Consider the following 15,883-nt stretch of genomic DNA (forward strand, 5'->3'; position numbering starts at 1 on the left):
CAGTTTCTGGGCGTTTTTTATATCATTATTTAGTCAATTAAGACATATCAAAATAGTTGATTTTTGTAATTGTTTTTGTTGTTTGATCGAAATCGATATTTATAAAAACATCACAACTATCACATTCAGCATATAAAATACTTTTATCACCATTTCTACCAGTACTAAAATCAATAGTACCTAATTTACTAATAGGGTCTCCCACAGTTACTGTAATACCTTTTATGGTAAAACTAGCTTCACTATTTAAAACATCAAATGATTCGATGTAAGGTTTTCTTCCTGAGGTAGAAAAATCAATTTTTAATCCATTGAATTTATAGTAATAGTAAAACCCGTTATCTTCATAAGAATTAGAAGCACCAAGTAGCGATTCTATCTTAGCTTGTTTTCCAAGCGTTTTTTTTAAATCACCTAAAGTGATATTATTGATTTTAATATTGTTAAAATCAGAACTAGAAATAATATTGGTTTGGCTTTTTACTATAAAACTGGTTAATAAAAAGAATACGACTACAACTTGTTTCATGCTACTTAAAATAATTGTACTAACCTTTTTTTGGTAGGATTTTAGATCGCCAAAGATAAAATTCTAAGATAATTTAGAGGGTAAGAAACTAGTTAAATTTTACTGTTAAGTTTATCTTTTCTTCCAACTCTTTTTCGTGCAATAAAGTTGTATCATTATTCCAATTAAAGCGTTTAGAAAACTCTTGTATTACAAAGTTTTTATGAATATCAACACTAGGTTTATCAAAAAACAAACGCCCCGTTCTTCTCATAAAAAAGTCGGTAGGTGTGCAAGTCATTTCGTGTTTGGTAGTAAACCAAATTTCAGCTTGTAATAAGCGTCTTTCAAGGTTTTCTTCCTCTAACTCATCAAATTTATCTAAAATAAGTTCAGTTTGTTTTCCGTAGTTATGCACTAAATAGTTAGCATCTTTTTCAGTGAAACCAAACGGTTTTATACGTTTATAAATCTGATTGCCATATAATTTTACCGATTTGTAGTTTTGAAATGGTTCACCAGCCAATACAATTTCTTCAGTTTGAATAGGGTCGAAATCTACCTCAAAACGGCGTTTCATTTTTTTAGCAACGATATCTACAATACGTTCAGCCATTTTTCGATATCCAGTTAATTTTCCTCCAGCAATAGAGATTAACTTGGTGTCAGACACAAAAATTTCATCCTTACGAGATAACTCTGAAGCTGATTTTCCTTCTTCATGAATTAAAGGGCGTAATCCAGCCCATGAAGATTGAATATCATCTATTGTTAAATGAATATCAGGAAACATATTGTTAACCGCTTCAATCAAATACAAAGCATCTACCATTGAGGTTTCTACTGAATCTTTGTCTTGTTGATAATTGGTATCAGTAGTTCCGAAATAGGTTACTTTTCCACGAGGAATAGCAAACATCATACGACCATCAGGAATATCAAAATAAACGGATTGTTTTACAGGCAATTTTTCATGTGGAACTACTAAATGCACTCCTTTGGTTAAGTGTAAACGTTTTCCAATTTTAGAGTTATTTATTTGACGCAATTCATCTACCCAAGGTCAGTCCAGCATTTACTACATATTTCGCCTTGATATCGTAGCTTTCTTTGGTAAAAACATCAGTTACTTTAGCGCCTACTACACGATTCTTTTCATAAATAAAATCATCTGCATGCGTATAGTTTAGTATTTGAGCATCGTATTGACTGGCTGTTTTTAACACTTCAATAGTTAAGCGCGCATCATCGGTACGATATTCAGCATAAAAACCTGCTCCGTTTAAAATGTTTTCTGGTAACAAAGGCTCTTTTTCTAACGCTTCATTTTTGGTAAGCATTTTACGTTTATCATCGCCTTCAACAGAAGCCAACACATCGTAAACTTTTAATCCGATAGAGGTTAACCACGAACCGTAGGTTCCGCCTTCAATAAGTGGTAAAATCATCTTTTCAGGAACCACCAAATGAGGTGCTAATTTATGAACAATGGCACGCTCGGTACCTACTTCTTTTACCAACCAAAAATCGAATTGTTTAAGGTATCGTAATCCACCATGAATAAGTTTGGTTGATTTACTAGAAGTACCAGAAGCGAAATCATTTTTTTCAATAAGGGCAACTTTCATACCACGTGAAGCCGCATCTAAAGCAATACCCGCTCCAGTTATTCCGCCACCAATTACTAAAATATCGAACTCCGTTGTTTGTAGTTCTTGCTGAATATTAGCTCGGTTAAAAAAAGAAAAATTGTTCATAGATGTTTTTTATCTACCAAAAGTAAGAATAAAAAGAACTGAAAGAGAATAAAAAAAGCGTTGAATTTTTTAATTTTGATATAAATTTTACTCATTTTAATCGTGAAATCAACTAGAATTGACAAAAATTATAAAACCATTAGATTACAACCTCTAATATCAGAATTATCAAAACGACCGATAATTTCAAAACTATTGTCTTGGTATACTTTTCCTAAATCTTGTGTAGCAATAAAAGAACAAGAATTGTAGTTTGCTAAATCGATTACATTAATTCCGCCAGATTTTCCCTTTGGCAAAATAGTCAAAGCATCTTCAGTATCACGAGTTAAAATTTGCATCCAAGGCGGACAGTTAAAAATACCATTTCCTTTCGAATATCCTTGGCTTAACAATTCTGTCATTCCATATTCAGAATGAATATTCTTCACTCCAAATCCGTTACTTAAAATCGTGTGTAACTCGTTGCGAATAAGCTCTTTTCTTCTCCCTTTCATACCACCAGTTTCCATAATAATAGTATTAGAAAGGTTAAATTCATATTGTTCAATTAAATCTAACAAAGCAAATGAAACACCAATTAAAAGTACTTTTTTTCCTTGGGTATCCAGAAACTTAAGTTTTTGAGCTAACTCATCAAGATTGTTGAGGTAGAATCCGCTTTCAGGATGTTGAGAACGCTTGATTAAATCATCAACCATATAAATTAAAGAAGACCCCTTTCGTTCTAAATAATTTGGCAACAAAGCTAGTACCACATAATCTTCGATATTTCCGTAAAAATGTTCAAAACCTTTTAAATAGCTGGTTTCGTACCAAGATAAATCGGTAACTAAATGTTTACTAGTTGTACTTCCCGTTGTTCCCGAACTGGTAAAAGTTTCTTGAATTTCATCAGCAGATGAAAGCACTTCACGAGTTTTAAAAAACTGAATAGGTAAAAACGGAATTTGCTCTACAGTATGTACATCAGAAGGATGAACATAGATTAAATCGCAAAAAGAACGATATACCTTGTTATTAGCAAATTGATGCTTAAAAACCTGTAGTGCTGTATTCGTGAAATCTTCAGTAGATTGTATGTTAAAAACGGTACTTTTCATAAACTTTCACAAAAATACAAGTATTCCACGCAACCTTTTTAATTTTTTTTCATCTAGTAGGTAAATCAATAAATTTAAAATATAGATAATGAAGAAAATTTTAGTTCTTTTTTTAAGTGTGTTTACCTTTTATTCTTGTTTGGATGATGACGGACCGAATTTTAGATATGAGTTTTTAAAGGTTGACAGTGCGGAAACTCCAGAGAGTTTTACCTTCGGGGAGGTAGATACCATAAAAATTAAGTATACACTACCTAATAGTTGTTATGCTTTTGACGGATTGTACTACCAAAAAGTTGATACTACCAGAATAGTGGCGGGTACGGCAATAGTTAATCTTGATGGTGCATGTACTCAAGAAACAAGACAGGAAGAATATGTTTTTACTGTTGAAGCAAGTCAACGAGAAGATTACGTTTTCAAGTTTTGGAAAGGTAAAAATGACGAAGACGAAGATGTATATGAAGAAGTGGTAATTCCAGTAAATTTGTAGCATCAATTTAGAGAAACTCATACAAGAATGCTGTCGTCAAAATATAACAGCTCAAGCTCAAGTTTATCAGTTATTTTCTGGTAAACTTTTTGCGCTTTGTTTAAAGTATTCTCGAAATTATCAAGATGCAGAAGATACATTGCAAGACAGTTTCTTAACCATTTTTAAAAAGATACCTCAATATAATAATGAAGGTTCTTTTGAAGGATGGATGAAGCGAATAACCATAAATACAGCTTTACAAAAGTATAGAGAGAAATCACCTTTACAATTAGTGTCGGAAGGAATTAATGAGGAATTAGAAGAAGAAGTTGTATTAGAAACAGAAAGTGTAAATGTTGATGTATTGTTAAGTTTAATTCAAAATTTACCAGATAGGTATCGTTTGGTTTTTAACTTGTATGTTTTAGACAATTATTCGCATAAAGAAATAGCGTCGTTACTGAATATTACAGAAGGAACGTCCAAATCTAATTTATCAAGAGCACGACAATTGCTAAAAAAAGAGGTAGAAGTGTATCAAGCAACAGCACAAAAGGCATAAATGATGGAAGATAAAAACATCGATAGACTTTTTCAAGAAGGACTTAAAGATTTGGAGGTAACTCCGAACGATAGTGTGTGGAACGGAATTGAAAGTAAGTTAAAAAAGAAGAAAAAGAATCGTTTGCTTCCTATTTGGTGGTTTTCTGGCGGAGTTGCAGCCATATTAGTTTTAGGACTTTTATTGTATCCTTATATTGATAAACAAGAGAATTTAGAAAAAATAAACCCAGTAATTGTTGAATCAGAATCATCAACACCTGAAGAAAATAAAAAAGAAGAACTAAAAGATATTTTATTAACTGAACCAATAAAAGAAAATTTAGAAGAAACACGTATAGTAAAAGAAGAAACGAAAAAGAAAAAAGTATTGAAAGAAAAACTTCATACGAATGAAGTTTTAGTCGCTAATCATGTTGTGAAGATTAGTAAAAATGAGCTACAAGAAAAAGATAGCAACACAGAGAATGGAGTTGTTGAAGGGTCTTTATTCTCTAAAAACCATGTTGTGAAAGAAGAAAATACTGGCAAGCTTGAAAATAGCTTGCCAGTTATTACTGAAAATGCTCAAGAAGAATCAAACAAAAAAAATGATAGTGTAAAACAAAAAATTACTCCTAAAAAAGATTTTTTAGCCTTTGTTGATGAGAAATCGGTGGAAGAAACAAAAGAAAAGTCTAAAACAAAATCTTGGTCTGTATCACCTACAGTAGCAGTTTTAAACTCTAATTCATTTTCAGAATCATCTCCAATAGATGCGAGTTTATCAAATTCAACAAAAGGAAATACAAGCTATTCGTATGGAGTTCAAGTAGCATATCAACTAAATAAAAAATGGACACTTCAATCAGGAATTCATTTACAAGAAATGGGTTATTCTAATACTAATGTAGCTGTTAATCCTGTAAAATCAAGTAGTTCAAATGTAGTTTTCAGCTCAGGTGAAAGTTATGCATTAAATGATGCATCACAAGAAAGTTTTAGTTCTAATTCCATTTCCATAAGTAGAGGAAGCCTTGATGGAGAGTTAAATCAAAAATATGGATATGTTGAGGTTCCAGTACAAATAAAATACAATTTTTTAGAAGGAAAAAAGCTTAAAACAGAATTAGTAGTTGGTTTTAGCTCGTTGTTTTTAAATAAAAACGATGTAACTCTTAATACAACGAATTTTTCTACTTCAGGCGAAGCCAATAACTTAAACTCAATTAATTTTAGTGGAAACTTAGGAATTGATTTAAACTATCAATTGGGTAATAAATGGTCTATAAATATTAATCCAATGCTAAAAACCCAATTAAATACCTTTAAAAATGATTCGAATGGATTTCAGCCTTACTTTATAGGAATTTACACAGGAATTAATTACCAATTTTAATTAATAAATAATAAGGGGAAATTTAAAAGGCTAAATGTTCAAAACATTTAGCCTTTTATTATTTTATTTCTGTTTTCCTTGAAAAAAATCTAAAACACTATCGTACTTTGGTTCAAATAGAATGTCATAAAAAGAACGTTTAGGTTCTTTTTTAGAAACCTCTTCTTGATTTGATTCGCTAATAGTAATAATGTTAAAATTCTTATTAACAAGGTTTTTATATTCATTTTGAAAAACTTCCAATTTAGTTATGAAGTCTTCGTAAGAAATAGTAGAATTATAATGCATTGTTTAGCTCTAATTTATACTTATTTAATAAAGTCTTAATAATAGCTAAGTTCGCTTTATCAGAATCAACAGCTAAGTAGATGAAATATCCACCACTAGGAGCGATACTGATAATGTGAACTTGAGTAGATAAAGTAATTGCAATATCTTTAATTTCTTCATCTAAACCTAAAGCACTAATTGCATTTAACTTAGCTTTTACAACTTCTAAGTTGTATGCTGAAGCTAATTCAGGATCAAAACTTGGATTAGCAGTATTAGAAACTAAAGCTTCACCTGTTTCTAATTCTGTTACACATAGGGCAATGTAACCAGGAATGTTCTTACTTACGTTTGTTACTAAGTCATTAAGGATTTCTGTCATTTTTGAGAGATTTTAAATATTAAAAAATGGTTTATTCTGATTTTAAATTCTTTTTTAGAGATAAAGACACCACACTAGTATTCATAACACCTTCAGTCAGTATACATAGTACATGATCTTGATTATATTTCATTATATAAAAAAAATGATTATCAGACTTTACAATAATTTCATTTGACGGTTTTACACTAAGTACTTGTGTAAAAAAGTCATCAACCATCTTAACCATGATATTGGTTAATGCTGAAAAATTATTTAAATCATATGCGTCTTCTTCGTGAAAAGAATCTACAATAGTTCCATCATTATTAATTAATAATAAAGCCTTAGCATCAGTGAACTTATACAGCTCTTCTAAATTCATATATTATATAAATAAAATAAATTAATAGTTCTCTTTTTTTAAAAAAAAGGAACACTCTAAAAAATGAGTTTGTAGGGGGGAGTACAAACGAGAGGCAAAGATAGTAATTTTTTTTAGAACCTGCTAAAGAACAAGTTTTTTTTTAATAAAACAAATTATGTTAACAAAAGGTTAATAAGTATTGTTTTTAAATTTAATCACCATAAATTTTAACAACCAAATCACCTTTATCATTCATAGAAGCTCTATACATACCAGCAGTATTGAACTCAAAAGACATGTTTCCGTTTTTGTCAAGAGCTACGACACCACCAGTACCACCAAGTTTGGTTAATTTGTTTTGAATAACATCTTTAGTAGCCTCTTTCAATGTTTTTTGTTGATATTCCATTTGTGCAGAAATATCATAGGCTACTTGAGTACGTATAAAATATTCACCCCAACCAGTTGAAGAAACACCACAAGTTTTATTATTTGCATAGGTACCCGAACCAATAATAGGAGAATCTCCAATACGACCCCAACGTTTGTTAGTCATACCACCCGTAGAAGTACCCGCAGTAATATTTCCATCTTTATCTAAAGCAACACAACCAACTGTACCATATTTACTGTTTTTAATATCAGCATCGTAAAAAGCAGTTTTTTTATCGTCATGGTCTAATTCCGTTTTTTGTTTGTCTTTAATTCGTTGTAAAGATTTGAAACGATTTTCGGTATAAAAATAACTTGGATCTACAATATCTAAACCTTGTTCTTTAGCAAATAGAGAAGCTCCACTACCAGAAAGCATCACATGATCAGAATTTGTCATTACTTTTCTTGCAGCTTCAATAGGACTTTTAATATCTTTTACCCCTGCTACAGCACCAGCATTCAAGGTTTTTCCATCCATAAAAGAAGCATCTAACTCGTTAGTTTCTTCATGCGTAAACACAGCTCCTTTTCCAGCATTAAATAAGGGAGATTCTTCCATTACCTGAATAGTTTTTACAACAGCATCTCCACTAGAACCTCCATTTTTTAAAATTTCATACCCAGTTCTTACAGCTTCTTCTAATTTAGCTTTATAAGCAGCTTCTTTTTCAGGAGTCATGTTTTTTTTCAGAATTGTACCAGCCCCACCATGAATAATAATTGCAAACTCGTTTGTAGGAGTATTATTTAGCTCTTTTGAAGTTGTTTTAGTTTTATTACAAGAAAACAGTAGGAAGGTTAAAGTAAGGCAGTAGAAAATATTTTTCATGATTTTGTTAATTTTTAAACAAACAGAGTTGTTTTTGTTTAATTTATTAATTGTAAAATTATTCGTAGTTTTGAGCTTTAAATTTAAAAAACTAAAATTACAATATAAAACATGGCAGATTTTGGTATTAAAGAAGCTTTAGTTCAATTAGGCTTAAAAGATATAAACAACGGAACTTCAACAGGTTCAGTAAACTTCGCAAACGGAGAAATTATTGAAAGTTATTCACCAGTTGATGGTAAGTTAATTGGTAAGGTAGTAGCAAGTACTCGTGAAGATTATGATAAGGTGATGGACACTGCTACTGCAGCTTTTAAAGAGTGGAGATCTGTACCTGCACCGCAAAGAGGAGAAATTGTTCGTCAATTTGGAAACAAATTAAGAGAATTAAAAGAACCATTAGGGAAGTTAGTTTCTTATGAAATGGGAAAATCTTACCAAGAAGGTTTAGGTGAGGTTCAAGAAATGATTGATATCTGTGATTTTGCTGTAGGTTTATCTCGTCAGTTAAACGGACAAGTAATCCCATCAGAAAGACCAGGACACGTAATGCGTGAACAATGGCATCCATTAGGAGTTGTTGGTATTATTTCAGCATTTAACTTCCCAGTTGCTGTTTGGTCTTGGAACACAGCTTTAGCTTGGATTTGTGGTAACGTATGTGTATGGAAAGGATCTGAAAAAGCGCCTTTATGTTCAGTAGCTTGCCAAAATATTATAGCTGAGGTTTTAAAAGCTAACGATTTACCAGAAGGAATTTCTTGTATTGTTAATGGAGATTATAAAGTTGGTGAATATATTACTGAAGATACTCGTATTCCTTTAGTATCTGCTACTGGTTCTACAAGAATGGGACGTATTGTTGGTGCTAAAGTTGCTGAGCGTTTTGGTAAATCTTTATTAGAATTAGGAGGAAACAATGCAATTATCATTACTCCAACTGCTGACTTAAAAGTAGTAGTTCCAGGTGCTGTATTTGGTGCTGTAGGTACTTGTGGTCAACGTTGTACGTCAACTCGTCGTTTAATCATCCACGAATCTGTGTATGATAAAGTAAGAGATGCGATTGTTGGAGCTTACGGTCAAATTAAGATTGGAAATCCATTAGATGAAAATAATCACGTTGGACCATTAATTGATACTGATGCTGTAAATACGTATTTAGCTGCTATTGAAAAAGCAAAAGCTGAAGGAGGAAACGTATTAGTTGAAGGAGGAGTTTTAGAAGGAGAAGGTTACGAAAGTGGATGTTATGTAAAACCAGCAATTATTGAAGCAGAAAACCACTTTGAAATTGTTCAACACGAAACATTTGCTCCAATTTTATATTTAATGAAGTATTCAGGTGGTGTTGAAAATGCTATTGAATTACAAAACGGGGTTGCGCAAGGATTATCTTCTTCAATCATGACAAATGAAATGAAAGAAGCTGAAAAATTCTTATCATTCGCAGGATCTGATTGTGGTATTGCTAATGTTAACATTGGTACTTCAGGAGCTGAAATTGGTGGAGCATTTGGTGGTGAAAAAGAAACAGGAGGCGGACGTGAGTCTGGATCTGATGCTTGGAAAGTATACATGCGTCGTCAAACAAACACGGTAAACTATTCTGATGAATTACCTTTAGCACAAGGAATTAAATTCGATTTATAAGAAAACACAGTTTTCAAAACATAAAAAAGTCACATCAATTTGATGTGACTTTTTGTTTTATACTAAGTTGGTCATCTTATTTTTCTAAAGCAGCGGCAATAGCTTTATAAGCTTCGTGTGCTTTCGACATTTTTGCATATTCTAAAGCGGTATATCCTCTTTCAGATTTAGTTTTTAATTTAGCTCCGTTATCAATTAATAATTGAACAATATCTGCTTTGTTATATCTAGCAGCAAACATTAAAGGAGTTAACCCTACAGACTTTCTGTTAATATCTGTTCCATTATCAACCATTGCTTTTACAGCTTCAAAATTTCCAGCTCTAATTAATTTACAAAAAGTACTTACATCAGGACTTTCAATAGTCGTTTTTACAGGAGCTTCAAAAGAAGTTGAAGCAGTAATAGTTCCAAAAGATAAGGCGATTGCTAAAGCAGTTAATACAAATTTTTTCATGATGTTACGTTTTTATTTTAAGATTAGGTTACAGCTAAAAGACGCCTGTTAATACATTACGTTTCACCAAAAACACATACTTAACAATTATTTAAGATAAGCTCTTAAAAATCTCTTAATAGATTTAAATTATTTTTAATAAATTAACAATCAATAAATTAAAGGGATTGATGAGTAAACGGTCAACATATTTATTCAGTGTTTTTTTAACCATTACAATAGGTACTTTGTTGTGTTGGTATTTATGTTGTAAGAAGCAGTACAATACAAATGGAAAGACGCAAGAAGAAACATATTATGAAAAAAAATAATTAACTAACTAAAATAAACTTAAACCAGAAACTATGAATTTATGTCTTTTAATTCCATTAATAGTAGGACTTATTACTGCTTTTTTAGGCTATTTAATTGGAAAGCTATCTAGCAAAAACATAAAAAACGACGAGATTGTTCTTTTAAAAAATAAGATTGCTAAACTAGAGGCTAGTTTACGAACTTGTAGAGAGAATAACTCAAATCTTGAAACAGATTTAAAACTAGCAAGAACAGGTACAGAAACTTCTTTTGACAGCGCACTAGTCAAGAAAATTTTTGGTAAAAAGATAAAAGAAAACGACTTGAAAATAGTTGAAGGTATTGGACCAAAAATAGAAAGTCTTTTTCACAATTTTGGAATTGACACCTGGAAAATATTAGGAGAAACCTCTGTAGAAAAATGCCAAGAGGTATTAAATAGTGGAGGAGATCGTTATAAAATTCATAAACCAGATTCATGGCCAAAACAAGCTCAGCTAGCTTCAGAAGGAAAATGGCAAGAGCTTAAAGATTGGCAAGAGACATTAAATGGAGGAAAGTAAAAAAACGCAATAAAATTCTGACCCTTGATAATTTCAAGGGTTATTTTTTACCTCAAAACATAGATTGATTCTTAATATAAAACCAAGTACCTTCGTTACTTAAAAGGTGCAAATGAAAGATATTAACTTTATTTTTTTACTACTAGCTTTAGTAGCTGAAATAATTGGAACAATTGGTGGATTTGGTTCTTCTGTTTTCTTTGTTCCGTTAGGAAATTTTTATTTCGATTTTTATTCTGTGTTAGGCTTAACCGCTATTTTTCATCTGTCGAGTAATGTGAGTAAAATCTTTTTATTCAAAAAAGGATTAGATAAGAAGTTGTTGATAAACATAGGAATTCCTTCTGTGATTTTTGTAATCTTAGGAGGTGTATTATCAAAATATTTAAACAGTACGTATTTAGAAATCTTTTTAGGTGTTTTTTTAGTAGCATTTAGCGCTTTTTTTCTGATTAGAAGTAAATTTTCTTTTTCTCCTAACAGAAAAAACGCCATTGTAGGTGGTACCCTTTCAGGATTTTCAGCAGGATTATTAGGTACAGGAGGAGCTATAAGAGGGTTAACTATGGCAGCTTTTAATTTAGAAAAGAGTGTGTTTATAGCAACTTCTGCTTTTATTGATTTTATGATCGATTTTTCAAGAACTTTTGTGTATTACCAAAATGGCTATATTCATGATCATGACTTAAAATATGTGCCTTTTTTATTTGTCATCGGTATAGTAGGTACATTCATCGGAAAGAAAATACTAGCCTATATACCACAGTCTAAATTTAGAACCTTGTCGTTGTCTTTTATTTTATTGATTGGGATAGTAACGATTGTTCAGTTGGTGTTGAGGTAGTATGTTTTAAAACTCATAGAAATTAAAGTATATTTGAAAATGAATGAAAAAGAACTTTTAGAAGTTATTACAGCGTATTTTGAAGAGAAAATATTTGAAAATCATAAAATTAGCTCTTTAAAAACACACTCTAAACTTAAATCATACAAGATAAACCCTATTGTAGTTAAGTATTTATCAAAAATACTTGAGAATGATTTTACTGCAATAGGAATTGCTAAAGCATTGTACTATCCTAGAGTTTTGGGAACTTCTATTAATACCTCATTTGGAACAAGAATTCAAAACATGTTTGTCGAGTTAAATTTGGCAGAAGGTTCTTTAATCAAAGGAATGGATATTGAGTTTACAGATAAAGTTGATGGACGACGAAAATGGTGTCAGCTTAAATCAGGGCCAAACACAATTAATTCTGAAGATGTGAGTCCTTTGCTTAAAAAATTCACTACGGTAACTAATTTGGCAAGAACGAATTCAATGGATTTAAATAATTCAGATTTAATACTAGGTGTTCTTTATGGAGAAGAAGATCAATTAAGTCAACATTATCGAAAAATAGATGAATTGTTTCCTGTAATTATTGGTGAAGAGTTTTGGCATAGACTTACAGGCTTTCCAAACTTTTACAATAAGTTAGTTTCAAACTTAGATTTGATGACTTTAAATTTAGATACAGAAGGTTTTTTCAAACAAGGTTATATGGCGTTAGCTAAAGAGATTGAAGCATCTGATTTGTTCGATTTTGAATAGTATTTATTTAAAAACTTAATTATAGAATAGCCTATTTCTTTACCCAAATTGCAAGGTACAGCATTTCCAATTTGTTTGTATTGTTGAGAAACAGAACCTGCAAACTCCCAACTGTCAGGAAAAGTTTGTATACGAGCATATTCTCTAACTGTAAATGGACGCGTTTCTTCTGGGTGGCAACGTTCGGTTTGTTTTTGTGCGGGGCTACAAGTAAGGGTTAAGCAAGGTTCATCCCAACCAATTCTTCTTGCCATTCCGGTTTTTCCTCCTCCTAAATAAAAGCTTTTACCCATATATTCTTTTTGAATATCTATAGGTAAATCTCTCCAATAACCTTTTTGAGGAACTAAATCTAATACTTCTTTTTTATGTTCAGGATATTTTGAACCAGGAGACTTAGGTACGTCTTTATCATATAATCGTCCTTTTTTTAGGGCGTCTGATAAATTGTAAATGGTATTGTAGGGAGTAGGGTATTCGTAATTAATATTTATATCTTTTCTTACACCAACCAAAATTAATCGTTCTCTTTTTTGCGGAACGTTATAATTAATTGCTTTTAAAACTTGAACAGGCACTACATTATATCCAATTTCATCTAAGATAGAAATCATTCCTTGTAGTGTTTTTCCTTTATCATGAGAAAGTAATCCTTTTACATTTTCACCAATACAAATTAAAGGATTAACTTCTTGAACAACTCTTGCAAATTCGTAAAACAAAGTTCCTCTAGCATCTTCTAACCCTAATTTTTTTCCGGCATAGCTAAAAGCTTGACAAGGAAATCCTCCTGTAACAATTTCAACTTCATTTTTATAGTTTTCAAAATTGAAAGATTTAATATCACCTTCTAAAACATTCCAGTGAGGTCTATTTTTTCTTAAGGTTTCACAGGCCCATTTATCAATTTCATTAAGAGCTACACATTTTATTCCTGATTGTTCTAAACCGATTGCTAAACCACCAGCTCCAGCAAATAACTCTAGTACTTTATATTCTTTAAGAGGTTCTTCAGTATTATCAATACTTTCATCTATTTCAGTAATCAGCGGTTCTATAAGAGCGTTAATCTCTTCTTTTTTATAAACACGATAGTTACTCATAGGTTCGCGAACAGCATTTAATTTTCCTTCTCTATCCCATCTTCGTAAAGTTTCTTTACTTTTACCCAATACATCTGCTGCTTCTGAAATTGAATAATAACCTTTTGTAACCATATTATATAACCTTATACATTGGTTACAAATTTAAGATAAAAATCTACATAAAAAAACAGTGAGAAATAATCTTTTACATTCTTAACTATACTTCACTTTCCTTAGCACACGCATCGCTTCTTTGTATTTGATATAGGTGGTTTTATCTTCTAGATTTTTAATATAGTTTTTTGCTTTTTTAAGTTGTAACGGAGCGTTTAAAAATCCGTTTAAATAGCAAATTAAGTAGGAGGTAGGAAGCCTGAATACATCTTCATGTTCAGTAACTGAAAGCGGTTTATTTTTTATAATTTTTGCTACAATACAGTTGTTATTATTGTAAATATGCAGTAAAATATTTTTATCGTATTGTGGTGGTTCAAACAAAAACTCGGTAACAATATCATGTTTTCCGTTATCTTTAAAATTGATGATGGTTTTTTCTAATGGATAACGTTTTTCGGTTTTATCAATTCCTAAAACAATGTATTCAGTAATAATAAATGATTGCTCGTTATAACTGATTTGAACATCATCTAACGAAGAAAAAAACAAACGAACTTGTTCGTTGACTAATTCAATATCTACTCGAGTAAAAAACTCTTCGTTGTTAATTAGTTTTCTTTTTCCTGCCCAACACAATACGAATTGCTCGTTAAATACTTTGTATCTTGGATTGTATTCTGGTTTATGTCGGTTGATAAAATCGAAAACACCATCAAGTGTGAGTTTAATATTGTTATTGGCATTTTTTTCAATAGCTTCAACAATTGCTTTATTGTTGTTTCTAAGTTCAAAACTACCTTCTACAGGTATTGAGTTACTTCCTCTACGGTAAAACACTGCTCCTTTACTATATTTCCATGTGTTTTTTGCCAAAGACGTAATAGAGTTGTTAGGGTATATAGTTACCAACCCTATTACTTTATGACGCTGTAAACGAGGAAAAGGAACGTTTTCATATTCTATTTTAGGAGGATTGTTTAGATAAGCGTTAACCAGATTTTGAATTTTGCTATCATCGTAAAAATCTACACCAATAATAGCATTTTCTTCATCTTCAACACCAATAACAATATAAGAATTGTTATTAGGATTTGAATTAGAAAGGGCGCAGACGTGTTTTATAAACTTAGCTTTTCCTTCTTTTGAGCCTAAGGATAACTTTTGCTTTTTATCATAAAAACTATTCTCATCGTTATGAGACAGTAAGTTTTTAATTAAAAGACGTTTGTTAATCACAGCTTAAGCATTTTTGTTCACAATAGTTGCGCTAGCTTGTGCTGTAGGGTATACGATTAAATCTTCAATATTAACGTGATATGGGCGTGTAACAACAAAATGAATAATATCTGCTATATCTTCAGGTTGTAGTGCTTTGTAACCTTTGTATACGGTTTTGGCTCTTTCAGAGTCTCCTTTAAAACGAACATCAGAAAATTCAGTTTCTACCAAACCTGGATGAATGGCACACACCCGAATGTTATGTTGGTTTAAATCGATGCGCATTCCCTTGTTTAAAGCGTTTACAGCGAACTTTGAAGCACAATACACATTTCCGTTAGGATATACATCTTTTCCTGCAATAGAACCGATATTTAAGATAAATCCGTTGTTGCGTTCAACCATTTGAGGAATCACAGCTTTTGAAACGTATAAAAGTCCTTTTACGTTTCCGTCAATCATAGCATCCCAATCGTCTATATTTCCATTTTGAAAGCTGTCTAGTCCGTGTGCATTACCGGCATTGTTAATAAGAATGTCTATATGTTTAAATTCACTAGGTAAACTGTTGATTGCTTTTTTAACTTCATCGTTATAACGAACATCGAATTGAAGTATATGTACTTTAGTAAACTGAGATAGTTCTTGTTGAAGTTGTTGAAGCTTTTCAATACGTCGGCCACAAATAATTAAATTGATGTTATTTTTAGCAAAAAGTTGAGCGGTTGCCTTACCAATACCTGAGGTTGCTCCTGTAATTAAAGCAGTTTGTTGCATGGTTTTTGTTTTTTATAAAGGTAACCTTTTTTATGTTAAGCAACTATTAATACCACTTCTCCATTAAAATTATACTATAAA

19 protein-coding genes are annotated in these 15,883 nt (G+C 31.3%); 7 read left to right on the top strand and 12 right to left on the bottom strand.

Annotated elements, in window-relative coordinates:
* Positions 1-37: 37 nt before the first annotated feature.
* The 4 genes from AC3VI6_RS05660 to AC3VI6_RS05675 all read right to left on the bottom strand — a co-directional run bounded on the left by AC3VI6_RS05660 (position 38) and on the right by AC3VI6_RS05675 (position 3,368).
* Complete coding sequence (locus AC3VI6_RS05660) at positions 38-529, bottom strand: hypothetical protein (RefSeq protein WP_274634099.1); 492 nt, start codon at positions 527-529, stop codon at positions 38-40.
* 88 nt (positions 530-617) lie between these two features.
* On the bottom strand, positions 618-1,556 hold the full coding sequence (locus AC3VI6_RS05665) for an FAD-dependent oxidoreductase (protein ID WP_497705464.1): 939 nt from the start codon (positions 1,554-1,556) through the stop codon (positions 618-620).
* 1 nt (position 1,557) lies between these two features.
* Positions 1,558-2,265 (bottom strand): glycerol-3-phosphate dehydrogenase/oxidase, encoded by a 708-nt coding sequence (locus AC3VI6_RS05670; RefSeq protein WP_497705465.1) that lies wholly within the window; start codon positions 2,263-2,265, stop codon positions 1,558-1,560.
* 128 nt (positions 2,266-2,393) lie between these two features.
* Complete coding sequence (locus AC3VI6_RS05675; protein WP_497705466.1) at positions 2,394-3,368, bottom strand: LuxE/PaaK family acyltransferase; 975 nt, start codon at positions 3,366-3,368, stop codon at positions 2,394-2,396.
* Between the two features lie 88 nt (positions 3,369-3,456).
* On the opposite strand from AC3VI6_RS05675, the gene AC3VI6_RS05680 reads away from it, so the two are divergent.
* Genes AC3VI6_RS05680 through AC3VI6_RS05690 form a run of 3 tightly spaced genes read left to right on the top strand, consistent with a single transcriptional unit; the run spans position 3,457 to position 5,782 of the window.
* Complete coding sequence (locus AC3VI6_RS05680; protein ID WP_497705467.1) at positions 3,457-3,861, top strand: hypothetical protein; 405 nt, start codon at positions 3,457-3,459, stop codon at positions 3,859-3,861.
* Between the two features lie 43 nt (positions 3,862-3,904).
* Positions 3,905-4,405, top strand: coding sequence for an RNA polymerase sigma factor (locus tag AC3VI6_RS05685; protein WP_497706573.1), 501 nt, complete (start codon positions 3,905-3,907; stop codon positions 4,403-4,405).
* Positions 4,406-5,782: an outer membrane beta-barrel protein gene (locus AC3VI6_RS05690; protein WP_497705468.1), complete on the top strand. Its 1,377-nt coding sequence runs from the start codon at positions 4,406-4,408 to the stop codon at positions 5,780-5,782. It abuts the gene before it with no gap.
* Between the two features lie 63 nt (positions 5,783-5,845).
* On the opposite strand, the gene AC3VI6_RS05695 is transcribed toward AC3VI6_RS05690, so the two are convergent.
* From AC3VI6_RS05695 to AC3VI6_RS05710, 4 genes are all read right to left on the bottom strand, one after another.
* The gene (locus AC3VI6_RS05695) at positions 5,846-6,070 is read right to left on the bottom strand and encodes a hypothetical protein (protein ID WP_497705469.1); all 225 of its coding nucleotides are present in this window, start codon (positions 6,068-6,070) and stop codon (positions 5,846-5,848) included.
* Positions 6,060-6,434: a hypothetical protein gene (locus tag AC3VI6_RS05700; protein WP_497705470.1), complete on the bottom strand. Its 375-nt coding sequence runs from the start codon at positions 6,432-6,434 to the stop codon at positions 6,060-6,062. Before AC3VI6_RS05700 ends, AC3VI6_RS05695 begins: the two co-directional genes overlap by 11 nt.
* 31 nt (positions 6,435-6,465) lie before the next feature.
* Positions 6,466-6,798, bottom strand: coding sequence for a roadblock/LC7 domain-containing protein (locus tag AC3VI6_RS05705; protein WP_497705471.1), 333 nt, complete (start codon positions 6,796-6,798; stop codon positions 6,466-6,468).
* Positions 6,799-6,991: 193 nt separating this feature from the next.
* A complete protein-coding gene (locus AC3VI6_RS05710; RefSeq protein WP_497705472.1) occupies positions 6,992-8,044 on the bottom strand; it encodes an isoaspartyl peptidase/L-asparaginase family protein in 1,053 nt (350 codons plus the stop codon).
* A gap of 111 nt (positions 8,045-8,155) precedes the next feature.
* Between AC3VI6_RS05710 and amaB the strand changes: the two genes are divergently transcribed.
* Positions 8,156-9,697, top strand: coding sequence for an L-piperidine-6-carboxylate dehydrogenase (gene amaB, locus AC3VI6_RS05715; RefSeq protein WP_497705473.1), 1,542 nt, complete (start codon positions 8,156-8,158; stop codon positions 9,695-9,697).
* A 76-nt stretch (positions 9,698-9,773) separates the two neighbouring features.
* Here the strand turns inward: amaB and AC3VI6_RS05720 are convergent, their stop codons facing one another.
* Complete coding sequence (locus AC3VI6_RS05720; RefSeq protein WP_299001109.1) at positions 9,774-10,154, bottom strand: ankyrin repeat domain-containing protein; 381 nt, start codon at positions 10,152-10,154, stop codon at positions 9,774-9,776.
* Between the two features lie 344 nt (positions 10,155-10,498).
* On the opposite strand from AC3VI6_RS05720, the gene AC3VI6_RS05725 reads away from it, so the two are divergent.
* From AC3VI6_RS05725 to AC3VI6_RS05735, 3 genes are all read left to right on the top strand, one after another.
* Positions 10,499-11,011: a helix-hairpin-helix domain-containing protein gene (locus AC3VI6_RS05725; protein WP_435253952.1), complete on the top strand. Its 513-nt coding sequence runs from the start codon at positions 10,499-10,501 to the stop codon at positions 11,009-11,011.
* Positions 11,012-11,123: 112 nt separating this feature from the next.
* A complete protein-coding gene (locus AC3VI6_RS05730; protein ID WP_497705474.1) occupies positions 11,124-11,855 on the top strand; it encodes a sulfite exporter TauE/SafE family protein in 732 nt (243 codons plus the stop codon).
* A gap of 39 nt (positions 11,856-11,894) precedes the next feature.
* Positions 11,895-12,605 (top strand): PmeII family type II restriction endonuclease, encoded by a 711-nt coding sequence (locus AC3VI6_RS05735; RefSeq protein ID WP_274634109.1) that lies wholly within the window; start codon positions 11,895-11,897, stop codon positions 12,603-12,605.
* Here the strand turns inward: AC3VI6_RS05735 and dcm are convergent.
* The 3 genes from dcm to AC3VI6_RS05750 form a co-directional block, all read right to left on the bottom strand.
* On the bottom strand, positions 12,551-13,822 hold the full coding sequence (gene dcm / locus AC3VI6_RS05740; protein WP_497705475.1) for a DNA (cytosine-5-)-methyltransferase: 1,272 nt from the start codon (positions 13,820-13,822) through the stop codon (positions 12,551-12,553). The two genes, AC3VI6_RS05735 and dcm, sit on opposite strands and share 55 nt — an antisense overlap.
* 81 nt (positions 13,823-13,903) lie before the next feature.
* Complete coding sequence (locus AC3VI6_RS05745; RefSeq protein ID WP_497705476.1) at positions 13,904-15,043, bottom strand: ATP-binding protein; 1,140 nt, start codon at positions 15,041-15,043, stop codon at positions 13,904-13,906.
* A gap of 3 nt (positions 15,044-15,046) precedes the next feature.
* Positions 15,047-15,802: an SDR family NAD(P)-dependent oxidoreductase gene (locus AC3VI6_RS05750; protein WP_497705477.1), complete on the bottom strand. Its 756-nt coding sequence runs from the start codon at positions 15,800-15,802 to the stop codon at positions 15,047-15,049.
* Positions 15,803-15,883: the final 81 nt, after the last annotated feature.

Source organism: Tenacibaculum sp. TB-56, assembly GCF_059716275.2.